General features: G+C 70.4%; 21 protein-coding genes and 1 rRNA gene. 12 read left to right on the top strand and 10 right to left on the bottom strand.

What is annotated here, in order from left to right:
* Positions 1 to 96: ribosomal RNA gene (gene rrf, locus ACIQK6_RS00005) — 5S ribosomal RNA — on the top strand; the annotation flags it as partial.
* A gap of 133 nt (positions 97 to 229) precedes the next feature.
* Positions 230 to 820, top strand: coding sequence for a GNAT family N-acetyltransferase (locus tag ACIQK6_RS00010; RefSeq protein WP_402694020.1), 591 nt, complete (start codon positions 230 to 232; stop codon positions 818 to 820).
* A 91-nt stretch (positions 821 to 911) separates the two neighbouring features.
* Here ACIQK6_RS00010 and ACIQK6_RS00015 read toward each other — a convergent pair whose 3' ends face one another.
* From ACIQK6_RS00015 to ACIQK6_RS00040, 6 genes are all read right to left on the bottom strand, one after another.
* On the bottom strand, positions 912 to 2,411 hold the full coding sequence (locus ACIQK6_RS00015) for a type VI secretion protein (RefSeq protein WP_402694021.1): 1,500 nt from the start codon (positions 2,409 to 2,411) through the stop codon (positions 912 to 914).
* 2 nt (positions 2,412 to 2,413) lie between these two features.
* Positions 2,414 to 3,832: an ATP-binding protein gene (locus tag ACIQK6_RS00020; protein WP_402694022.1), complete on the bottom strand. Its 1,419-nt coding sequence runs from the start codon at positions 3,830 to 3,832 to the stop codon at positions 2,414 to 2,416.
* 19 nt (positions 3,833 to 3,851) lie between these two features.
* Entirely contained in the window at positions 3,852 to 5,414 is a 1,563-nt protein-coding gene (locus ACIQK6_RS00025) for an SCO6880 family protein (RefSeq protein ID WP_329100463.1), read from the bottom strand.
* Positions 5,411 to 6,754, bottom strand: coding sequence for a hypothetical protein (locus ACIQK6_RS00030; RefSeq protein WP_402694023.1), 1,344 nt, complete (start codon positions 6,752 to 6,754; stop codon positions 5,411 to 5,413). The genes ACIQK6_RS00025 and ACIQK6_RS00030 overlap by 4 nt, the downstream gene beginning before the upstream one ends.
* Positions 6,744 to 7,580, bottom strand: a complete 837-nt coding sequence (locus ACIQK6_RS00035; protein ID WP_402694024.1) for a hypothetical protein — start codon at positions 7,578 to 7,580, stop codon at positions 6,744 to 6,746. Before ACIQK6_RS00035 ends, ACIQK6_RS00030 begins: the two co-directional genes overlap by 11 nt.
* A 102-nt stretch (positions 7,581 to 7,682) precedes the next feature.
* A complete protein-coding gene (locus ACIQK6_RS00040; protein WP_008742356.1) occupies positions 7,683 to 7,991 on the bottom strand; it encodes a hypothetical protein in 309 nt (102 codons plus the stop codon).
* A gap of 398 nt (positions 7,992 to 8,389) precedes the next feature.
* On the opposite strand from ACIQK6_RS00040, the gene ACIQK6_RS00045 reads away from it, so the two are divergent.
* Positions 8,390 to 9,544, top strand: coding sequence for an alpha/beta fold hydrolase (locus ACIQK6_RS00045; protein WP_402694025.1), 1,155 nt, complete (start codon positions 8,390 to 8,392; stop codon positions 9,542 to 9,544).
* Positions 9,545 to 9,718: 174 nt separating this feature from the next.
* Here ACIQK6_RS00045 and ACIQK6_RS00050 read toward each other — a convergent pair whose 3' ends face one another.
* Positions 9,719 to 10,561, bottom strand: coding sequence for a pentapeptide repeat-containing protein (locus ACIQK6_RS00050; RefSeq protein ID WP_402694026.1), 843 nt, complete (start codon positions 10,559 to 10,561; stop codon positions 9,719 to 9,721).
* A gap of 65 nt (positions 10,562 to 10,626) precedes the next feature.
* Between ACIQK6_RS00050 and ACIQK6_RS00055 the strand changes: the two genes are divergently transcribed.
* The 5 genes from ACIQK6_RS00055 (at position 10,627) to ACIQK6_RS00075 (ending at position 15,913) form a co-directional block, all read left to right on the top strand.
* Positions 10,627 to 11,235, top strand: coding sequence for a LysE family translocator (locus ACIQK6_RS00055; RefSeq protein ID WP_266594954.1), 609 nt, complete (start codon positions 10,627 to 10,629; stop codon positions 11,233 to 11,235).
* A 51-nt stretch (positions 11,236 to 11,286) separates the two neighbouring features.
* Positions 11,287 to 12,078 carry a thioesterase family protein gene (locus ACIQK6_RS00060; RefSeq protein ID WP_329100474.1) on the top strand — a complete coding sequence of 264 codons (792 nt, stop codon included), beginning with the start codon at positions 11,287 to 11,289 and terminating at the stop codon, positions 12,076 to 12,078.
* 64 nt (positions 12,079 to 12,142) lie between these two features.
* Positions 12,143 to 13,900, top strand: coding sequence for a serine/threonine-protein kinase (locus tag ACIQK6_RS00065; RefSeq protein ID WP_329100477.1), 1,758 nt, complete (start codon positions 12,143 to 12,145; stop codon positions 13,898 to 13,900).
* Positions 13,901 to 13,959: 59 nt separating this feature from the next.
* Positions 13,960 to 14,979 (top strand): bifunctional lytic transglycosylase/C40 family peptidase, encoded by a 1,020-nt coding sequence (locus tag ACIQK6_RS00070; protein ID WP_329100479.1) that lies wholly within the window; start codon positions 13,960 to 13,962, stop codon positions 14,977 to 14,979.
* Positions 14,980 to 15,184: 205 nt separating this feature from the next.
* A complete protein-coding gene (locus ACIQK6_RS00075; RefSeq protein WP_329100481.1) occupies positions 15,185 to 15,913 on the top strand; it encodes a phosphatase PAP2 family protein in 729 nt (242 codons plus the stop codon).
* Positions 15,914 to 15,936: 23 nt separating this feature from the next.
* On the opposite strand, the gene ACIQK6_RS00080 is transcribed toward ACIQK6_RS00075, so the two are convergent.
* Both ACIQK6_RS00080 and ACIQK6_RS00085 read right to left on the bottom strand, forming a co-directional pair.
* Positions 15,937 to 16,074 carry a hypothetical protein gene (locus tag ACIQK6_RS00080; RefSeq protein WP_329100483.1) on the bottom strand — a complete coding sequence of 46 codons (138 nt, stop codon included), beginning with the start codon at positions 16,072 to 16,074 and terminating at the stop codon, positions 15,937 to 15,939.
* Complete coding sequence (locus ACIQK6_RS00085; protein WP_329100485.1) at positions 16,074 to 16,286, bottom strand: hypothetical protein; 213 nt, start codon at positions 16,284 to 16,286, stop codon at positions 16,074 to 16,076. Before ACIQK6_RS00085 ends, ACIQK6_RS00080 begins: the two co-directional genes overlap by 1 nt.
* A 405-nt stretch (positions 16,287 to 16,691) precedes the next feature.
* Between ACIQK6_RS00085 and ACIQK6_RS00090 the strand changes: the two genes are divergently transcribed.
* A complete protein-coding gene (locus ACIQK6_RS00090) occupies positions 16,692 to 17,522 on the top strand; it encodes a hypothetical protein (RefSeq protein WP_402694027.1) in 831 nt (276 codons plus the stop codon).
* 182 nt (positions 17,523 to 17,704) lie between these two features.
* On the top strand, positions 17,705 to 17,851 hold the full coding sequence (locus ACIQK6_RS00095; RefSeq protein WP_181382593.1) for a hypothetical protein: 147 nt from the start codon (positions 17,705 to 17,707) through the stop codon (positions 17,849 to 17,851).
* A gap of 64 nt (positions 17,852 to 17,915) precedes the next feature.
* Here the strand turns inward: ACIQK6_RS00095 and ACIQK6_RS00100 are convergent, their stop codons facing one another.
* Entirely contained in the window at positions 17,916 to 18,230 is a 315-nt protein-coding gene (locus tag ACIQK6_RS00100; RefSeq protein WP_301369574.1) for a metal-sensitive transcriptional regulator, read from the bottom strand.
* 205 nt (positions 18,231 to 18,435) lie between these two features.
* Here ACIQK6_RS00100 and ACIQK6_RS00105 point away from each other — a divergent pair, with 205 nt between their 5' ends.
* Both ACIQK6_RS00105 and ACIQK6_RS00110 read left to right on the top strand, forming a co-directional pair.
* Positions 18,436 to 19,056, top strand: a complete 621-nt coding sequence (locus ACIQK6_RS00105; RefSeq protein WP_307621268.1) for a DUF47 domain-containing protein — start codon at positions 18,436 to 18,438, stop codon at positions 19,054 to 19,056.
* A gap of 5 nt (positions 19,057 to 19,061) precedes the next feature.
* Positions 19,062 to 20,060 (top strand): inorganic phosphate transporter, encoded by a 999-nt coding sequence (locus tag ACIQK6_RS00110; RefSeq protein ID WP_329100492.1) that lies wholly within the window; start codon positions 19,062 to 19,064, stop codon positions 20,058 to 20,060.
* The last annotated feature ends 70 nt before the right edge of the window (positions 20,061 to 20,130 follow it).

The following is a 20,130-nucleotide window of genomic DNA, read 5'->3' on the forward strand; positions in this document are numbered from 1 at the left end:
GAAACGCCCGGTTACATTCCGAACCCGGAAGCTAAGCCTTTCAGCGCCGATGGTACTGCAGGGGGGACCCTGTGGGAGAGTAGGACGCCGCCGAACAATTATTGCGGAAGCCCCGCACCAGCCCTTTATGGGTTCGGTGCGGGGCTTTTCTGCGTTCACCGGCCGGATCGGATGTCGGAGCCGGGAAACGCAGGTGAGCCGGTGATGGTACGTCGTTAAGATCCCGGGCATGAGCGATGACTATGTGATCAGGGCCGTGCGGGGCGACGAGTGGGAAAAGGTCAAGGAGCTGCGTCTGGTGGCGCTCCGGGATCCGGCTGCGGCCGTGGCATTCCTGGAGACCGAGGAGGGGGCCCTCGCCCAGGGCGACGCGTACTGGCAGCAGCGTGCCGCGGGGGCCGCCGAGGGGCGGGGCGCCCGGCAGTTCATCGCCGAGGCCGCGGACGGACGGTGGGTCGGGTCCGTGACCGTGCTCATCGAGGCGCAGGGTGGCGCCGACTACTTCGGCGAGCCCATCGAGCAGCAGCAGGGCCACGTGGTCGGGGTGTTCGTACGACCCGAGCAGCGGGGGAGCGGGCTCGTGGAGAGGCTGTTCGACGCCGGGCTCGAATGGGCCTGGTCGCTGGAGGAGCCGGCGACCGAGCGGGTGCGGCTGTTCGTGCACGAGGACAACCCGAGGGCGGAGAGCTTCTACCGGCGGTACGGCTTCGAGGCGAGCGGCCTGCTGATACCACTGGAGACGGGCGCCAAGGAACGGGAGTACGTCTACGTGCGGCCGGCCGGGCCCGGCGCAGGCGCGTCAGGCGCGTCAGGCGCGTGAGGAAGGAAGAGCACGCTCCGGTGGGAAGGCGGCGCGCGTGCTGCTTCGACACGGACACGTGGGGAACGCTCGTCGCCGGGGAGTGGGTCCTCTAGGTGAGGGCGGCTTCCGGCCAGCGGGAGCGGGCCTGTTCGCGGCTGCGGCAGAGGGCGAGCAGGGGGAGCGTTCCCTCGGTCAGGAGTTCCGGGAACTGGGGGATCGGGGCCACGGCGGCCACGTCGTCCAGCACCAGGGTCAGTGGTGGGTCGAGCCGACCGTGGGATGACCGTGCGGCCATGCGGCGGCCGTGCTCGACCACGTGAGAGGCGAGTGCGGTGAGCAGGGGCATCGCACCCGGGTGGGTGCGGGGATCCTCCAGAGCTTCACCCACCAGGTAGAGGGTGCCCCCTTCGGCGACGAATGATGCCAGGGCGAGGGCATCGGCACGGTTCGAGTTGCAGGCCTCGCGGATGTGGATCGAGGTCAGGCAGGAGAGGGCACGGGCCGTCAGGTTCAGTGCGAGCTCGCGGCGTTCGGGGTGGGCGGTGAGGGCGCTCTCCAGTTCGCCGGCCGTGCCGGGGGCGGCCTGGGGGTGGGTGCGCAGGACGCGGACCGGTTCCTGGGCGCTGTTGCCCTGGGCCCAGCGGTGGAGCAGTTTGAACGGGCGGCCCTCGAGGGCGGCGGCCTGGAGCCAGCTGCGCAGGAGGGTCTCCGCGGTGTCGGCGACCGCTGCGTCCATGCGGGCCTGGGGGCGTACGGGGGCCAGCAGGGCGATTGCGCGGGCGGCGGCGGTGTCGCGGTCGGTGCAGCCCTCGGCCGGGTTCCAGTGCATGCGGGCCGGGGTGTCGCACAGGTGGGAGGGGTCGTAGAGGAGGACCGGGCCGAGTTTGGCGCGGGCGTCCTTGGTTTCGGCCCAGAGGGTGGGGGAGGAGGTGACGACGAGCGCCGCCCCCTCGACTTCGCCGATGCGGTGGGCCGCGGCGCGCAGGCGGTCGTTCGGGCCGCCGTACGCGATCCCGTTCGCTGCCGTATCGGTGGGCGTGAGGGTGGTGGCGGTGGCGGCCGGCCGGGGGGCGTAGCCGAAGCCGTAGCGGTAGGCCTCGTCCGCCGGGGCGGTGGCGGCTGGTGCGGTGGCCGCTGGTGCGGGCGAGCCGCCGGGGGTGCTGCCCCCGGGCCCCCGCGCCTCAAATGCCGGCGGGGCTGGATGTGCTGGTGCCGGTGCGGGGACCTGTGCCGCCTGCTTGGCCAGGGCGCGGCGGGATTTGGTGCGGGCGATCACGCCGATGGCGAAGACGGTGAGTACGAACATCACCAGGAGTTGGCTGACGAACAGGCCCCAGAACAGGCCCCAGCCCGACAGGGCTGCCGGGTCGGTGTCCGGCCAGGCGGCGGGGATGTCGTGCGGTTGCGCTATCAGGGCGCGGACGGCTCCCGGGGTCCGGGTGAAGGTGACGGTGTCGGGCCAGGTGCCGTTCGCGAAGAGGGCCGCGAGGCCGGTGGCCGACCAGACGAGGACGGCGAGGCCCAGGAGGAAGGCCAGGAGGCCGACCAGGAGGCCGTCCGGGATGCCGCCGCCGCGTGCGGGGGGCTCCGTACGTCGTGCCTCGTGCATGGTCAGGCCACCGTGGTCGCGGATCCGGGACCGCCGCCGCGGCGGCGTTCGATGGACAGGGCCCGTTCCTCCGCCTCCAGTTCGGCGGCGAGCAGGTCGGCGGGGAGGTGGCTGGGGGTGGAGGACTCGGTCATGGCGCGGTCGGTGAAGACGAGGGGGCGTTCGGCTTCGGTGATCAGGTGTTTGACCACCTGGACGTTGCCGTTGACGTCCCAGACCGCGATGCCGGGGGTGAGGGTCGGGATGATTTCCACCGCCCAGCGCGGGAGGCCCAGTACGCGGCCGGTGGAGCGGGCCTCGTCCGCCTTCTGGGCGTAGATCGTTCTGGTCGAGGCCATCTTGAGGATGGCCGCGGCTTCGCGTGCGGCGGCGCCGTCGACGACGTCGGAGAGGTGGTGGACGACGGCGACGAAGGACAGGCCGAGGCGGCGGCCGAACTTCAGCAGGCGCTGGAACAGCTGGGCGACGAAGGGACTGTTGATGATGTGCCAGGCCTCCTCGACGAGGAAGATGCGCTTCTTCCGGTCGGGGCGGATCCAGGTGTGCTCGAGCCAGACGCCGACGATCGCCATGAGGATCGGCATCGCGATGGAGTTGCGGTCGATGTGGGAGAGGTCGAAGACGATGAGGGGCGAGTCGAGGTCGATGCCGACGGTGGTGGGGCCGTCGAACATGCCGCGCAGGTCGCCGTCGACGAGTCGGTCGATGACGAGCGCGACGTCGAGGCCCCAGGCCCGGACATCGTCTATGTCGACGTTCATGGCGAGGGCGGATTCGGCCTCGGGGTGGCGCAGTTGCTCGACGATGTCGGTGAGGACGGGCTGGCGGTCGCGGATGGTGTCGACGACGTAGGCGTGCGCGACCTTGAGGGCGAAGCCGGCGCGCTCGTCGAGGCCGTGGCCCATGGCCACCTCGATGATGGTCCGGAGCAGCGCGAGCTGGCCGGTCGCGGTGATGGCCGGGTCGAGGGGGTTGAGGCGGATCCCGTCGTCGTTGGCGGCGATGGGGTCCAGGCGGATGGGGGTTATCCCCAGCTGCTGGGCGATCAGGTTCCATTCGCCGACGCCGTCCTCGCCCTGGGCGTCGAGGACGACGACCTGGCGGTCCTTGAAGCGGAGCTGGCGCAGGACGTAGGTCTTTTCGAGGGCTGACTTTCCGTTTCCGGATTCGCCGAGGACCAGCCAGTGGGGGGCCGGGAGCTGCTGGCCGTACAGCTGGAAGGGGTCGTAGATGTAGCCCTTGCCGCTGTAGACCTCGCGGCCGATGATGACACCGGAGTCGCCGAGGCCGGGGGCCGCGGTGGGCAGGTAGACGGCTTGCGCCTGCCCGGTGGAGGTGCGTACGGGCAGGCGCGTGGTTTCGACTTTGCCGAAGAGGAAGCTGGTGAAGGCGTCCGTCAGGGCGGACATGGGATCTCGCATGGGCGGCACTTCCCTCCAGCTAGCGTCGGATGCCGGTGGCGAACGGCAAGGTGTTGACGAAGGCGCGGTGGTGCTCGCGGTCGCACCATTCCAACTTCAGGTAGGACTTGCCGGCGGAGGCGCGGATCGTCCGCTTGTCGCGGGCGAGGGCCTCCGGCGAACGCGAGGACACCGTGATGTACCCGACGAGGTTGACTCCCGCCGCACCGCTGGCGAGATCTTCACCTCTTTGGTCGAGCCGGCCGTGCGCGGCGATGTCGCGGGGGTCGACGGTCCGGTTCATTTTGGCGGCTCGGGAGGCGTCGGCCTCGTCGTTGGTCTTCTCGGTGAGCATGCGCTCGATGGCGACCTCGGTGGGCTCCAGGTCCATGGTGACGGCGACCGTACGGATCACGTCCGGGGTGTGGACGAGCAGTGGGGCGAGGAAGTTGACGCCGACGGGCGTCATCGGCCATTCCTTGACCCAGGCGGTGGCGTGGCACCAGGGGGCGCGGGTGGAGGATTCGCGGGTCTTGGCCTGGAGGAAGGTGGGCTCGACGGCGTCGAGCTCGGCGGGCCAGGCGTTGCGCTTGGTCATGGCCTGGATGTGGTCGATGGGGTGGTCCGGGTCGTACATGGAGTGCACGAGGGAGGAGAGGCGGCCCTGGCCGAGGGGCTGGCGGACGCGGATGTCGGCCTCGGCGAGGCGGGCGCAGATGTCGGTGAGTTCGCGGGCCATGACGATGGCGAGGCCGGTGTCGCGGTCGATCTTGCGGCCCTTGTGGGGGGTGCCGGCGCGGGCGATGGCGTTGGCCTCGGCGGCGAGTTCGCGCGTGTAGTGCATGCAGGCGACGAGGTACGCGCGGTGCTGCTCGGAGGAGGTGGACACCATCGACTGGAGCTGGTCGTAGGAGTCTCGGAGCCAGCCGGGGGCCTGGGTGTCGCCGCGCTGGGCGACGTCCTTGGCGTGCGCGTCGGGGTCGGCGGGGAGGGTGCGGGCGAGCATCTGGAGGCGGGTGACGAAGCCGTCGCCGTTGGCCACGTGCTTGAGGAGGGTGCCGAAGCGGTCGACGAGGGCTTCTTGGTCCTCGCTGTCGCGCAGGCCGACGCCGGGGCCCTCGATCTCGATGGCGGCGGTGACGGTGCGGCGGTCCGCGTGGAGGAGGACGGCGATCTCGTCGGGGCCGAAGGGGGCGGCGAGCCAGTTGATGCGGCCGATGCCGGGGGGCGGGCCGACCTCGACCTCGCGGCCGTCGGAGCCGCGGATGCCGGCTTCCATGGCGCCCGAGCGGTAGGTCGTACCGCGGCGCAGGGTCCGCTTGTAGCTGCGGTTGATCTCGAACCAGCGGTAGAAGGTGCGGCCCTTGTACGGGACGTACACGGCGGCGAGCGCGACCATGGGGAAGCCGGCGAGGCTGACGATGCGCAGGGTGAGGTCGGGGACGAGCAGTCCGCTCATCATGCCGAGGAACGCCCCGGCGATGATCAGGGCGATTTCGCCGGTCTCGCGGTTCTTGCCGACGATCGCGTTCGGCCGGGCGCGGCCGATGAGATACGTGCGGCGGGGCGCGACCGGGTGCAGCTGGTGGGACTGGGTCGTCAACGCCCGTCACCTCCTGTGTTCCTCGTGCTCGAGCTCGTGCGGGGCGGGGGTGCGGCGGAGGGGACAGATCCGCCGCCGGCTCCGCCGCCGGAGGTGGGTCGGCTGCTGTGGGCGGCCACGCCTCCGGAGAGGGGGTTGGCGGGGCGGGGCGCGTGGTTGCCGCTGCTGCTGCCGTCGCCGCCGCGGTGGGCGCCGCGGCTGCTGTGGGTCTTGATGCCCTGCGAGACGAGGGAGGCCGGGGAGCTGATGACGGCGGCCGCCTGGGCGCCGTCGGTGGCCTTGCTGCGGTTGGAGTGGGCGGAGGCGATTTCGTCGCCGAAGCCGGGCACGAAGCGGTAGATCATCGCGGAGGCGAAGATCGCCAGGAGGATGATGGCGAGGCCGGTGACGACGGCGGAGAAGGCGTTGGGGCCCTTTTCGCCGGTCAGGGCGCCGGCGAGGCCGAGGACGATGACGATGACCGGCTTGACGAGGATGACGGCGATCATGATGCCGGCCCAGCGGCGGACGTGGCCCCAGAGGTTGCGGTCGACGAGCCCGGAGTAGACGACGACGCCGAGGAGGGCGCCGACGTAGAGGAGGGCGGCCCGGATGAACAGCTCCAGGTAGAGCACGCCGGCGGCGAGGACGGTGACGAGCGCGACGACGATCAGCATGATCGGGCCGCCGCCGATGTCGTCGCCCTTCTTGAGGGCTTCGGTGAAGGAGCCGAAGAAGACGTCGGTCTGGCCGCCGGTGGTGGAGGCGATGACGGCGGTGACGCCGTCGGTGGCGGAGACGACGGTGTAGAGGATGAGGGGGGTGAAGGCGGAGGCGAGGACGGTGAGCCAGAGGAAGCCGATGGCTTCGGACATGGCGGTGGTGAGGGGGACGCCGCGGACGGCTCGCTTGGCGACGGCGAAGAGCCACAGGACGAGGGTGAGGATGGTGGAGGCGGCGAAGACGACGGAGTACTGCTTGAGGAAGGCGGGGTTGGTGAAGTCGACCTCGGCCGAGCCCTTGACCGCTTCGCTGAGTTTGGTGACGATCCAGGCGGCGGCGTCGGCGCAGCCGCGGGCCAGGGAGGCTAGGGGGTTGAGGGCCTCTCCGCCGGTGGAGTCGAGGCCTCTGCCGGAGGCTCCGCCGGATTCTGCGCCGTCGCCCTTGAGGCAGTAGTCCTTGGCCGAGCCGAACAGGAGATCGCAGTTCTTGTTCGCGGCCGGTGCCGAGGGGGACGGTGTCGGCGTCGCTGTCGGGGTCGGCGTGGGAGCGGCGTGTGCGGCGGACGCCATGGCGACGACGGCGAGGTGGGCGGAGGCGATCAGGCCCAGCCGGGCGGGGAGCCGGAGGCTAGCGGGCATAGGTGAATCCCCCGAATTCCTTGATGGCCTTGCTCATGTCGTCCGACGTCGAAACAGGGACGTCGCCGGGAACCGGGGCGGGCCCGTCCTGCTGGGTGTCGTCGAGGACTCTCCAACCCTCGCCGATCCAGCTCAGTTCGAAGGTCCAGGTCTTCCAGAGCGTCCGCACCGGGTCGGTGGACTGGGGGCCGGACATGCCGATCAGACCGGTGTACCAGACGGCGATCTTGGCCGTGGTCGGCGTGTAGCTCTCGACGCGGGTGCCGATCGGAACGGTACGGGTGACGAAGGTGCTGCCCTGCGGGGCGTTGCCGTTGGCGTCGAGTCCCAGCTTCGCGAGGAAGTCGGCCGAGTACGCCTCGTCCTGCGGGCCCTTGATGCGGGCTGCCACGTCAGGTGTGTAGATTCCGTCCACCAGGGCGTGCCGGGAGTTCTTCTTGAACATGCCGTCAGAACCCAGTGCGACCGCGAAGTTGGCGGCGGCTGACTGGGCTCCCTGTTCGTCCTGGGCGAAGCCCTTGGGGATGCCCGCCGATTTGCCCGTCACCGGGTTCGTGCCCGAGGCCGCCGTGGAGGAGTCCGTCGGGGGTTTGTCCGAGGCGGGGTCCGAGGGGGTGTCCGGGGTCGAGTTGGCGAAGGCGATGGCGGCGATCAGGAGGACCACCACGCCGACCACCGTGATCAGGCTGCGGGAGGTGCGGGGGGTGCGGCGGACGGGGCCGTAGGGGTCGGCCGGGGGGTCCGGGAGGCGGGTGCGGGTCTGGCCGGTGCCGCCGACCTCGCCGTAGCCGCCGGCGCCGCCGTACTGGTCGTCGTCGTTGCTCATTGCCTGTCCGCCCCCTCCGCGTCGTACGACGGTAGCGCTGGTTCCCGCGTGGATGTGGTGTGGTGATGCGTCATCAGCTACGGGGCCCGGCGCGTGGCCCGGCTAGACGGCCATCCCGTAGACGATCGTGAACAGCGTCCCGAGGGAGCCGATGATGAAGACTCCGGTGAGTCCGGCCACGATCAGGCCCTTGCCCTGTTCCGCGCTGAACGTGTCGCGCAGGGCGGTCGCTCCGATGCGCTGTTTGGCCGCCCCCCAGATGGCGATGCCCAGGCAGAGCAGGATCGCGACGGCCATGACCACCTCGATCATGACCTTCGCTTCGTTGCCGAGACTGCCGAAAGGCCCCCAGTTCGGGGCGATTCCGCCGATGATGGTGGTGATGTCGCCCTTTTCGGCTGCCAGGATCATGTAACTCACCGCCCCTGTATGGGTAGTTCCGGAAGCCCCTCGCCCGACGGCAGGGGTCACGCACTATCTTCGCTGATGAAACCGCCGCCGTCGTCGACTTGACGGCTCTCTTTACTCGATCTCGCGGCCCGTGCTCCGCTTCCGCGCTCTGACCTGGGCGAGGGCGGCGTGCATGCGCGAGAACGTGCGGTCACTCTGTGTATCACGGAGGGTGACGCCGGGCAATGATTGTCGTCTCGACGTACGGGGGGTGGGGTGAGGGGCCGCCGTTCGGAGCAGTGGTACGGCGTGTCGTTGGGCCGGCCCGCCGACATGCGTCCGATCCTCTTCCAGTCGTTCCATCGGTGCGCGAGGGCGTGGCGGTGGGGTTGTCAGTGGGGTGCGGCAGGCTGGGGAGCATGACGACTCCATGGACTCTCGCGGACCTCGAGGCGGCCATCCGGGCGGGATGGTCGGCCGGGACCTGTGAGCCCTCCGACATCACCAAGATCCCCTGGACTCCGGAGAATCCGGCTTGGGGGCACTGTGACATCACGGCCCTCGTGGTGCAGGACCTCGTGGGCGGGGACCTGATGCTGGGCGAGGTGTTCCACGAGGGTCGGCAGGAGGGCTACCACTGGTGGAACCTGTTGCCCGGGGGGATCCGGATCGATCTGACGCGGGAGCAGTTCCGGCGGGGGGAGACGGTTACGCCGGGGCGGATCGTGAAGCGGCCGGGCGGGCGGTTGCGCAGGCGTTGGGAGGAGTACCAGCTGTTGCGGCAGCGGGTCATCGACAAGCTGGGGCCGTTGCCGGGGACGCTGGTGATGCAGGACGGGCGGCGGCTCGCCTATACGGATTTCGGGGGGCCGGGGGCGCCGCTGCTGGCGTTGCACGGGCACTTCCAGGAGGGAACCGGGGCCTTCGAGCGCCTGGCCCGGGAGCTCGGTCCGGCGTGGCGGGTGATCGCCCTGGACCAGCGGGGGCACGGGAGGTCCGATCGGGCGGCGGAGTACACGCGGGAGGGGTACGTGGCGGATGCGGCGGCCCTGCTGGAGCAGCTGGGGCTGGGGCCGGCGGTGGTGCTGGGGCATTCGCTGGGCGGGGTCAATGCGTACCAGCTCGCGGCGAGGCGGCCGGATCTGGTGCGGGCGGTGGTGGTCGAGGACATCGGGGCGGTGGTCGACGACGACCTGTCGTTCGTGCGGGAGTGGCCGAGACGGGCCGCGACCCGGGCCGGGTTCCTGGCGGGGGTGGGGAGTGCGGCGCCGCATCTGGAGGGGTCCCTGCAGGAGTATCCGGACGGGTGGGGGACCGCGTTCGAGGTGGAGGACATGGTGGAGTCCCAGCGGGCGCTGAACGGGGACCACTGGGGGGACTGGCTGGAGGTGCGGAAGCCGACGCTGCTGGTGCGGGGGGATCGGAGCGGGGTGTTGTCGGCGGAGCTTGCGCGGGAGATGACGGTGCGGAGGGCGGGGGTGCGGTTGGTGGAGCTGCCGGCGGGGCATGCGGTGCGGGTCGGGGACCAGGAGGGGTTCTGCGCTGCCGTGCGGGGGTTTTTGGAGCGGGTGTGAGGGCCGCCGTCGTCGCCGTCGCCGCGGTGAGGGCGGACAGGTGCGGCGCCGTTGCCGGGGCTTCGCCTCCGGGTCTCGGGCCTCAAACGCCGGCGGGGCTGGAGGGAGTGGGGCTCCGCCCCCCCGGCCCCGGGCCGCGAGTGCCGGCGGGGCTGGGGTTGCCGGGCTGGGGGCTTAGGTCCAGTGGGTGGGGCGGGTGAGGGTGGGGGGGATTTGGGTGGTGGGGTCGCCCTGGGCTGCGTTGAGTTGGGATTGGGTCAGGAAGATGGCGTCGCGGAGGTCCGCTCCGCGCAGGTTGGTGTCGCGGAGGTCCGCGCCGATCAGGTCGGCCGTGCGGAGGTCGGCGCGGGAGAGGTCGGCGGCGATCAGGTAGGCGCCGCGGAGGTTCGCGCCGCGGAGGTCGGCTCCCGCCAGGCGCGCGCCCATCAGGTCGGCGCCGCGGTGGTTCTTCTTGCGGCCCGGCACCTTCGCCCGTACGAGTTCACTGGTCTTCAGGAGCAGCGTGTTGATCTTTTGGCGGAGGGGGCCGACGTCCAGGTCGGTCAGGGCCCGGGCGTCGGCGCGGGTCCATTCCTCCGTCTCCGCCAGGGTCCGGCGCAGCTCCGCGTGGACCGGGCCGGCGGCCGGGAGGGTCAGGGATTCGCTGACGTAGAACAGCAGCTCGTGCAGCTGCCGCAGCACGGGGAAGACCTCGAACATCTGGCGGGCCGTGCCCGGGTGGGTGCGCCAGTCGCGGCCTCCGAAGGTGACCTGGGAGGTCTGCTGGCCCGCACCGAAGCAGTCGAAGACCGTGCAGCCCTGGAAGCCCTTGTCGCGCAGCCGGGTGTGGATGCCGCAGCGGAAGTCCTGCTGGAGGTTCTTGCAGGGAGTTCCGGCGGGCTTGTTCACGGCGAAGTCGTTGGACTTGGCAAAGGGCAGTGCGACGCAGCACAGCGCGAAGCAGTTCGCGCAGTCGGCCTGCAGGACGGGCAGGGGGGTGGGGAGGTCGGCGGCGGGGGTATTCGGCACGTTGTCCATTGTCCCCCGTCGCGTCGGGTGCTCGGGGTCTTGATCCACGGGGCGGCGGCGGTGAGCATCCCCGTATGACAGAAGTGATTGCAGTCGCTGTTATTACCCTCCTCGCCGTGATCAGTCCCGGTGCCGACTTCGCCATGGTGGTCCGCAACAGCTATCTCTACGGGCGCCCCACCGGGCTGTTCGCCGCCGCCGGGGTCGCGGCCGGGGTGCTGGTCCACGTCTCCTACACGATGCTCGGGGTCGGTCTGTTGATCGCCTCCTCCACCGCGCTGTTCACCGTGATCAAGCTGGCGGGTGCGGCCTATCTGGTGTGGATCGGGATACGCACCTTCCGGGCGCGGGCCGAGGTGACCGTCGACCTGGAGTCGAAGCCGCAGCTGACCCGGCTGGGGGCGATGCGGTCGGGGTTCTTGACCAATGTGCTCAATCCGAAGACGACGCTGTTCGTGGTGTCGACCTTCACGCAGGTGGTGAACCCGCAGACGCCGGTGTGGCAGCAGGTGGGCTACGGGCTGTTCATGTCGGCGGCGCACCTGGGCTGGTTCGGGGCGGTGGCGCTGTTCTTCTCCGTCTCACGGCTGCGCGACCGGATGCTGAAGGCGCAGAAGGCGCTGAACCGGGCCATCGGGTCGGTGCTGGTGGGGCTGGGGGTGGGGTTGGGGTTCGCCCGTTGAGTGGACCGCCGGGTCTGGTGCACGGAGTTACCTGTCGGTAGCGTGGCCGGTATGGGTGCTGTCGAGGGGTTCTTCGAGAGGGTCGATGCCGGGCGGTTCCTGGCCACCGAGTACACGCGGGGGCCGTGGGACCCGGGCTCGCAGCATGCCGGGCCGCCGGCCGCGCTGCTCGGGCGGGCCGTCGAGGAGCGGCCGGGTGCGCGGACGGACATGCGGACCGCCCGGATCACGTACGAGATCCTGCGCCCGGTGCCGATTGGCGAGCTGGAGGTCACCACCAGTGTGCTGCGGGCCGGGCGCGGGACCGAGGTGGTCGAGGCGGCCCTCGCGCCGGCGGGCGGCGCGCCCGTGATGCTGGCGCGGGCCCTGCGGATCCGGGTCGCGGAGGAGGCCGTTCCGGCCGTGGTCCCGGGGCCGCAGTTGCCGCCGCCCGGGGAGGTGGAGGTGACGCCGTTCTTCCCGGTGCCGTGGGAGACGGGCTACCACTCGGCCATGGAGACCCGGTTCACCGAGGGCGCCTTCGTCGAGCTGGGTCCCGGTACCTGCTGGATGCGGATGAAGGTGCCGCTCATCGCCGGTGAGGAGACCAGGCCGCTGGACCGGGTGCTGATCGCCGCCGATTCGGGGAACGGGATCAGTTCGGTGATGGACTTCGGGCGGTACGTCTTCATCAACGGTGACCTGACCGTCCACCTGCACCGCCATCCGGTGGGCGAGTGGGCGTGCGTGGAGGCCCGTACGAGTGTGGACGCGGCCGGGATCGGGCTGGCGGACGCGCTGCTGCACGATGAGAAGGGGCCCATCGGGCGGAGCGCGCAGAGTTTGTTCGTGGCACCCCGGTAACGACGGCCCGGACAATCCAACCCCCTTGTCAGGGCGGGGGCGTGGGTGTGGCAGGCTCGTGCGGATGGAGGCCCTCAGAGATACGGATCCCGCGCACATCGGGGCGCAGGCACTGCTGGCCCGGCTCGGCGCCGGTGGCATGGGGCAGGTGTACCTCGGGCGGTCACCGGGTGGCCGGCTGGTCGCCATCAAGGTGATCAAGGAAGAGATCACCGGGCATCCGGAGGCCCTCGCGCGGTTCCGCCGGGAGGTCGAGACGGTCCGCGCGGTGCGCTCCGCGTACACCGCGAACCTGATCGACGCCTCGCTGGCGGCGCCTCCCTACTGGCTCGCCACCGAGTACGTGGCCGGGCCGACCCTGAGCGACGCGGTGCGTGCGTACGGTGCTCTGCCCGCCGCCGCGTGCCGCAGGCTGTTCGCCGCGCTGGCGGAGGGCCTGGCCAGTGTGCACGCGTACGGGGTGACGCACCGGGACCTCAAGCCGCAGAACGTCATCCTGGGCTCGCAGGGGCCGCAGCTGATCGACTTCGGCATCGCCAAGGGCGTGGCCGAGACGGCTCTCACGCAGGACGGCACTGCTCCGGGCACTCCCGGTTACACGGCTCCCGAGGTGTTGTTGCGGGGCGAGGCGGCGGATGCCGCGGACGTCTTCGCGCTGGGCGCCACGATCGCCTATGCGGCGACGGGCCGGGCACCGTACGGGGTGGGGGACCCGACCACCGTCAACTTCCGTGCGGTCCACGGCGAGATCGACGTCGAGGGCGTGGAGCCGGACCTGGCCGCGCTGGTCAAGGCCTGCGTGGCGACGGAGCCGGGGGCCCGGCCCGTTCTCGCCGAGATCATCCGGCGCTGTGCGGTGGACTCGGCCCTGGTCGACGACCCGGTGTACGCGGCGTTGACCAGGGCCGCGGGCGGGGCCGCGCAGGTGCCGGGGCTGCCGTCCACGATCGGCCCGGGGCTGCCGGTCGGCTCGGGCTACGTGCCGACGTACGTTCCCGCCGGCCAGACCCAGGACCAGGGTCAGGGGCAGGTCCAGGGTGCCGGTTGGCGGCGTCCGCCGCGGTGGGCGCTGGCGGCCGTCAGCGGTCTGGCGGTGGGCGGCCTCGTCACCGGCGGGTACCTGTTCCTCAAGGACGGGGACGGCGAGGAGGCCGGGGGAGGGTCGCGGGCGGGGGGTGCTCCGAGCAGCCCGGCCACGCCGGGCGGACCGTCCGGACCGTCCGGTGCCGGCCAGCCGGCTTCGAGCCCCTCCGCCTCCTCCGGGGGCGGAGCAGGTGGTTCGGAGGCCGTGCCCGACCACATCGAGCCGAACAAGGTGTCGCGGGACCTGTGGACCGGAGGCGGTCCGGGTGGTGGGGGCTGCAGTCTGCCCGCGGAGGAGCGGGCGGAGTTCCTCGTGGGTTCCGTCGTCGACGCCGACGACCCGACCGCGCAGACGGTCACGGGCAAGGTCAAGATCCGTGTGTATCTGAAGCCGTACAACACGGAGAAGGGCGCCTACGCGGTCTCCGTCGGGGTCAAGGCCCCGCACGAGATCGACGTGACCACCCAGCGCCCCTACGAGTTCGTCAAGGACTACAACCACAGCATCGGTTACACCAGCAAGCCGGTCGACCTGAAGGACCCGGCCACCGGGGGCGAGGTGGAGCTCACGTATCCGGACGACTTCGCCACGCAGTTGGTGGACAACGAGGGAACGAAGAAGAAGTTTCCGGCCATCCCGCTCGCCAACGACCCCGGCGACTGGACTGTGCTCGTCTACCGGGTCCGGGGGATCAAGGAGTACAGCAGTGTCTATTGCACCGGCTTTCCGGTGAAATAGTGCCGGGTCTGGCTGACGAATCCACTGTCAGGTGACGTTCGATGAGGCACTGTTGACGAGTGCGCAAGTTCTGGATGGCAAGCGGGCTCGGGATCGGTGCGTGCCTGACCTTCGTGGCCCTGCTGGTCGTCGGCACGTATTCGGCGGCGGCAGGGATCGCGAACGGCGGCAGGCAAGGTGCCGTTGGACTGGTCAAGGGGTCGGTTCCGGCGGTCTACCAGCCGCTGGTGGAGAAGTGGGGAAACCTTTGCCCCGCTCTCAACCCGGCGCTGCTGGCAGCGCAGCTCTACACGGAGAGCGGCTGGAAGCCGAACGTGGTGAGTCACGCCGACGCGCGCGGCATCGCCCAGTTCATCCCCGGAACCTGGGCCACTTACGGTGTCGACGGTGACGGTGACGGCGATCGTGACATCTGGGATCCCAAGGACGCCATTCCCTCGGCCGCTTCGTACGACTGCCAACTCGCCAAGGACGTCGCCCAAGTACCGGGGGATCGTTCTGACAATATGCTCGCCGCCTACAACGCCGGCCCCTATCGCGTGATCAAGGCCGGGGGCGTGCCTCCGATCAGCGAGACGCAGGGCTACGTGAAGTCCATCAGGTCCCTGGAGAAGAGCTTCGCGCGGCCCGTCGGGCGGGTGGCGCCCTCGCAACAGGCCGCCGGGGCGATCTACTTCGCGCAGAAGCAGCTCGGGACGCCGTATCTGTGGGGTGGGAACGGGACGCCCGATCAGGACGGGCGGTTCGACTGTTCCGGCTTGACCAAGGCTGCGTACGAGACCGTGGGGATCGAGTTGCCGCGAGTGGCGAACGACCAGTACAACGCCGGGGCGCACCCCACCCGCGATCAACTCCTGCCCGGTGACCTCGTCTTCTTCTCCGACGATCTGACGAACTCTCGGGAGATCCGGCACGTCGGGCTCTACGTGGGCGGCGGGTACATGATCAACGCCCCGTACACCGGCGCCGTCATCCGGTTCGACAAGATCGACACCCCTGACTACTTCGGCGCGACGCGCGTGACCAAGGACGGTGCGGAGGCCCTTCCGACGCGCCCCGCCGCCACTCCGGCGCCTTAGCAACTCTCCGTAATGCAAAGGCCCTGAGCTGCGACGATGGGTCACTCTTCGATAACGTTGGAGTGATCATTGCGTGGAGAATGGAACGCAGGAGCCAGAACGGGCGTTCCATGAACGCGGGGGTTGATCAAGTGGGGGGCGGAGGGGCGCACACAGGGGTGCGTTCCGCAGGAGAACCACGGCAAGGGCAAGGGGCCGCATCACCATGGCTGGACTCACAACAGGTGGGCCGAACGTGGATGTCAGCCTGCTGTACGAGATCAACGGAGCCGCCCGGCACGCCCCGGCGTGGCTGGACCGGGTCGTGAGCCTGGCCGGGGAGTACGGGATCCTGCTGGCCCTGGTGCTCCTGGTCCTGTGGTGCTGGCACGGGACCCGCCGGCAGGACGGGGCCACCACCGTCGAGACCTTCGCCGCACTCGTCTGGGCCCCGCTGGCCGCCGTACTGGCGCTGCTCGTGAACGTGCCGCTGCGCGAATTCGTGGGGCGGCAGCGGCCGTTCCGCCAACACGAGGGCCTGCAAGTGATCGATCCCGGCTGGGGGTGGGGGCTCGGGCGCACCGAGTTCTCCTTCGTCAGCGGTCACACCACGCTCGCGATGGCCCTGGGCGTGGGCCTGTTCGTGGCGAACCGGAAGTTCGGCCTCCTAGGGATCGGGTTGGCCTTCGTCGAGGGCCTGTGCCGGGTCTACATGGGCATCCACTACCCGACCGACGTCATCGGCGGCCTCGCGCTCGGCACCGCCGTGGTGCTCCTGCTCGCGCCGCTCGCGATGGCGGCGCTGACCCCGGTGGTGCGGGCGGTGGCCCGCTCCCGGCGCGGTGGCTGGCTCGTACGGGCCGAGAACCCGGCGCTGCCCCGGCCGGTCGGCCTCCCGCAGGCACCGACCCCGCCCGCGGGGCAGCGTACGCACGAGAGCGACCTCGCCGCCTGACGGCGCACCCGGTGCGGCCGGGATCAGCTCTGCGCGTACGCGTTCCACACGGCGAGCAGCGCGGCGGCCAGCAGGCACAGCAGCGCCGCCCCGAAGAACACCCGCACCGCCTTCGGCCGCGAGCGCGTCCGGGAGCCGGAGCGGGTGCGGGTGCGGGGCATCAGGGATCACCGCCGTCGGTGTCGCGGCGGTACCGGGAACGCAGCCACCAACCGGTCGCCGCGGCTGCGGCCGAGGTGAGCCCGATGGCCAGGGTCACGTCGGCAGGGCTGTCCGCCGAGCCCACGGGCCCGGCCCAGGCAGCGGAAGCCGGGGCGGACACGATGAGCAGGGCCCAGAGGAGGGTCGCGAGGCGGTCTGCGGAACCTGGCATGGGTCAAGGGCATCCGCTGTGGCGCGCCCCGGCCAGCCGGGCGGTCCGAACGGTCTAGCTACGACTCCGTGTGGCGGGTCGCGTCCCTGCGGGCCAGGTCGCGGGAGCGGCGGGCCGGCCCCCTCCAGCCGCAGGTGCAGACGGCCAGACAGAACGACCCGCGGTCCGCGGTGGATGTGATGTGGCCGGCCGGTGCTTCCGGCTGTGCGTGCGGCCGCGGGAGCGGCAGGGAGTCAAGCGGAGGGGCCGGCCTCGCTTCGGTGTGCGGTTCCACGGGTCCACGGTACCGGGGCGGGCGGCGCGCGGGGAGGGTGCGTCCCCGTGACGGGAAACCCCTGACCTCGTTAAGCGGAGCGGGTGGGGGCCTCGGGCAAGCAGCGGTCATGCGTTGGGGGTTGGCAGGCGATGGTGGATCACCAGCTCAGGCGGCCGCGCGGGCGTGCGGGTGAGGCGGTGCTCGCCGCCGGCGTCACCCTGGCGGTCACGACGATGACCGGGTGTGCGGGCGACGCGGGCGACGGCCGACCTCCGGTGGACGCGGCGGCGGTGGTCCGCGGGGCCGCCGACGCACTGGCGAGAACCGGCAGCGCCCGGGCCCGTACGGCCATGGAGATGGCCACGGGCGGCACCCGGGTCACGATCCGCGGTGAGGGCGGGGTCGACTTCAAGAAGCGGATGGGCCAGCTCCTTGTGATGCTCCCGGCCGATGTGAAGGGCAAGGCCGAGCACCGGCCCATCACGGAGCTGCTCGTGCCGGGCGCGCTCTACATGAAGAACCGCGGCGCGGGCGTCCCGGACGACAAGTGGGTCAGGGTCGACACGACGACCTTGAACGACGGGAACCTGGTCACGGGCGGGGCCACCGATCCGCTGGTCGCGGCCGAGCTGCTGAAGGGCGCGCAGGAGGTGACGTACGTGGGGGAGACCGAGGTGGCGGGCACGAAGGTGCGGCACTACCGGGGGACCACCGACATCGGGCGGGCCGCGGGGAGCGCGTCGCCGGAGGTGAAGGGGGTACTGGAGGCGGCGGCGAAAGGGTTCAGCACGGACACGGTGCCGTTCGACGCCTACCTCGACGAGGAGGGGCGCTTGCGGAAGGTCAGACACCGGTTCACGTACGTCAACAATGGCGTGATCGATGTGTCCTCCACCACGCTGCTGTACGGGTTCGGGACTCCGGTGACCGTCGTATTGCCCGCAAGCGGGGACATTTACGCCGGAAAGATCTCGGACTAGTGGGGCGGGCGGGGAGTGGGCGGCGCGATCGGGCCACGGCCCGGTATCCGGAAATGGTCCATCCGTGTCATGCGGGGGACGGCCCGGCCTCCCTACGCTGAGAAGCCGGGCGCCGGCGCGTGGTGCGGTGCGGTATGACCGATGACGGCCGGTGGCCGGTGGCAGATTGAGGTGACACGCGCGTGACTCCCGCAGGCGGTACGACGGTGCAGGACCACGTTGCTCTCGCCGAGATCGAGTTGTGCGGTGAGCTGATCATCGCCGCCTCGGCGGCCGCGGAGGAGCGGCTCAGCCTGGACCGGATCGACGAGGTCCTGCTCGGGCACTAGTCGGCCGTTCACCTCCCGGCGGGGCTCGTGGGCTCGCGGGTGTGCCCTGTCCGTCGGCTGCCGCTCAGGTGCGCAGGAGGCGGGCGATTGCCTTGGTGGCTTCCTCGACCTTGGCGTCGATCTCGGCGCCGCCCTTGACCGCGGCGTCGGCGACGCAGTGCCGCAGGTGTTCCTCCAGCAGCTGGAGCGCGAAGGACTGCAGTGCCTTCGTGCTCGCCGAGACCTGGGTGAGTATGTCGATGCAGTAGACGTCCTCGTCGACGAGCCGCTGGAGGCCGCGGATCTGGCCCTCGATCCGGCGCAGTCGCTTGAGGTGCTCGTCCTTTTGGTGGTGGTAGCCGTGGACGGCTCCGGAGCCCTCCGCCTCGATGGTCGTCATACGTCCTCCCGTGGTCCGGAATGAGGGGTGCATGCCGAACGCATACCCCTCATGGGTATAGGATACTGGGCTCTGCCCTGCGGGGCAGGGGCCCGTGGTCCTCACTCTGCCCGATGGAGCACACTGGGGAACGGCCGGTTAGCCGTGGCCGGGGGATGCGCCTAGCATCAGCCTGACCGAATCCGATGCACCCCGAGGACCTCACGTGCGATTTCGTCTGACCCCCAGGGAGACGAGCTTCTACGACATGTTCGCCGCATCCGCGGACAACATCGTCACGGGCTCCAAGCTCCTGATGGAACTGCTCGGAGCGGATGCCTCCGCCCGGGCCGAGATCGCGGAGCGGATGCGGGCAGCAGAGCACGCGGGGGACGACGCCACTCACGCGATCTTCCACCAGCTGAACTCCTCCTTCATCACGCCGTTCGACCGCGAGGACATCTACAACCTGGCCTCGTCGCTCGACGACATCATGGACTTCATGGAGGAGGCCGTCGACCTCGTCGTCCTCTACAACGTGGAGGAGCTCCCCAAGGGTGTCGAGCAGCAGATCGAGGTGCTGGCGCGGGCGGCCGAGCTGACCGCGGAGGCCATGCCGCACCTGCGGACGATGGACAACCTCACCGAGTACTGGATCGAGGTCAACCGCCTTGAGAACCAGGCCGACCAGATCCACCGCAAGCTGCTCGCCCAGCTCTTCAACGGCAAGTACGACGCCATCGAGGTGCTGAAGCTCAAGCAGATCGTCGACGTGCTCGAAGAGGCGGCCGACGCGTTCGAGCACGTTGCGAACACGGTGGAGACCATCGCGGTCAAGGAGTCCTGAACCTCGTGGACACCTTTGCTCTGGTCGTGACCATCGGTGTCGCGCTCGGCTTCACATATACGAACGGTTTCCACGACTCGGCGAACGCGATCGCGACGTCCGTTTCGACGAGGGCGCTGACCCCGCGGGCGGCGCTGGCGATGGCGGCCGTGATGAACCTCGCCGGCGCCTTCCTGGGCAGCGGCGTGGCCAAGACGGTCAGCCAGGGCCTGATCGAGACGCCCACCGGATCCACGGGCATGTGGATCCTCTTCGCGGCGCTGGTCGGTGCGATCGTCTGGAACCTGATCACCTGGTACTTCGGGCTGCCCTCGTCTTCCTCGCACGCGTTGTTCGGCGGCATGGTGGGCGCGGCCCTGGCCGGCGGCACGGAGGTGATCTGGTCGGGGGTCCTCGACAAGGTCGTCATCCCGATGTTCGTCTCGCCGGTCGTCGGTCTGGTCGTCGGCTACCTGGTGATGGTGGCCATCCTGTGGATGTTCCGCCGGTCCAACCCGCACAAGGCGAAGCACGGATTCCGTATCGCGCAGACGGTCTCGGCGGCCGCGATGGCGCTCGGCCACGGTCTGCAGGACGCGCAGAAGACGATGGGCATCGTCGTGATGGCCCTGGTCATCGCCGACGTGCAGAGCGCGGATGCGCCGATCCCGGTCTGGGTCAAGGTCGTGTGCGCCGTGATGCTGTCGCTGGGTACGTACGCGGGTGGCTGGCGCATCATGCGTACGCTCGGCCGCAAGATCATCGAGCTGGACCCCCCGCAGGGGTTCGCGGCCGAGACCACCGGCGCCTCGATCATGTTCGGCTCGGCGTACCTCTTCCACGCGCCGATCTCCACCACCCACGTGATCACCTCGGCGATCATGGGTGTGGGCGCGACCAAGCGCGTGAACGCGGTCCGCTGGGGCGTCGCCAAGAACATCATCCTGGGCTGGTTCATCACGATGCCGGCCGCGGCCGTGGTCGCTGCGCTGTGCTTCTGGGTCGTGGACCTGGCGTTCGCGTAGTTCCCGGAACGAAAAGCGGGCCGGCTCCCCCCACCCAGGGGGAGCCGGCCCTCTTTCTTTCTTTCTTTCG

The organism is Streptomyces sp. NPDC091682 (assembly GCF_044756625.1).
Taxonomy (GTDB): domain Bacteria; phylum Actinomycetota; class Actinomycetes; order Streptomycetales; family Streptomycetaceae; genus Streptomyces.

What these genes read in the sequence shown, in the direction of transcription:
- ACIQK6_RS00045 (WP_402694025.1), top strand. Translation starts at nt 8,390, where the DNA reads ATGACGACTCCATGGACTCTCGCGGACCTCGAGGCGGCCATCCGGGCG.
- ACIQK6_RS00040 (WP_008742356.1), bottom strand. Translation starts at nt 7,991, where the DNA reads ATGATCCTGGCAGCCGAAAAGGGCGACATCACCACCATCATCGGCGGA.
- ACIQK6_RS00090 (WP_402694027.1), top strand. Translation starts at nt 16,692, where the DNA reads ATGGTGGATCACCAGCTCAGGCGGCCGCGCGGGCGTGCGGGTGAGGCG.
- ACIQK6_RS00055 (WP_266594954.1), top strand. Translation starts at nt 10,627, where the DNA reads ATGACAGAAGTGATTGCAGTCGCTGTTATTACCCTCCTCGCCGTGATC.
- ACIQK6_RS00030 (WP_402694023.1), bottom strand. Translation starts at nt 6,754, where the DNA reads ATGCCCGCTAGCCTCCGGCTCCCCGCCCGGCTGGGCCTGATCGCCTCC.
- ACIQK6_RS00075 (WP_329100481.1), top strand. Translation starts at nt 15,185, where the DNA reads ATGGCTGGACTCACAACAGGTGGGCCGAACGTGGATGTCAGCCTGCTG.
- ACIQK6_RS00015 (WP_402694021.1), bottom strand. Translation starts at nt 2,411, where the DNA reads ATGCACGAGGCACGACGTACGGAGCCCCCCGCACGCGGCGGCGGCATC.
- ACIQK6_RS00010 (WP_402694020.1), top strand. Translation starts at nt 230, where the DNA reads ATGAGCGATGACTATGTGATCAGGGCCGTGCGGGGCGACGAGTGGGAA.
- ACIQK6_RS00085 (WP_329100485.1), bottom strand. Translation starts at nt 16,286, where the DNA reads ATGCCAGGTTCCGCAGACCGCCTCGCGACCCTCCTCTGGGCCCTGCTC.
- ACIQK6_RS00080 (WP_329100483.1), bottom strand. Translation starts at nt 16,074, where the DNA reads ATGCCCCGCACCCGCACCCGCTCCGGCTCCCGGACGCGCTCGCGGCCG.
- ACIQK6_RS00050 (WP_402694026.1), bottom strand. Translation starts at nt 10,561, where the DNA reads ATGGACAACGTGCCGAATACCCCCGCCGCCGACCTCCCCACCCCCCTG.
- ACIQK6_RS00020 (WP_402694022.1), bottom strand. Translation starts at nt 3,832, where the DNA reads ATGCGAGATCCCATGTCCGCCCTGACGGACGCCTTCACCAGCTTCCTC.
- ACIQK6_RS00035 (WP_402694024.1), bottom strand. Translation starts at nt 7,580, where the DNA reads ATGAGCAACGACGACGACCAGTACGGCGGCGCCGGCGGCTACGGCGAG.
- ACIQK6_RS00060 (WP_329100474.1), top strand. Translation starts at nt 11,287, where the DNA reads ATGGGTGCTGTCGAGGGGTTCTTCGAGAGGGTCGATGCCGGGCGGTTC.
- ACIQK6_RS00100 (WP_301369574.1), bottom strand. Translation starts at nt 18,230, where the DNA reads ATGACGACCATCGAGGCGGAGGGCTCCGGAGCCGTCCACGGCTACCAC.
- ACIQK6_RS00065 (WP_329100477.1), top strand. Translation starts at nt 12,143, where the DNA reads ATGGAGGCCCTCAGAGATACGGATCCCGCGCACATCGGGGCGCAGGCA.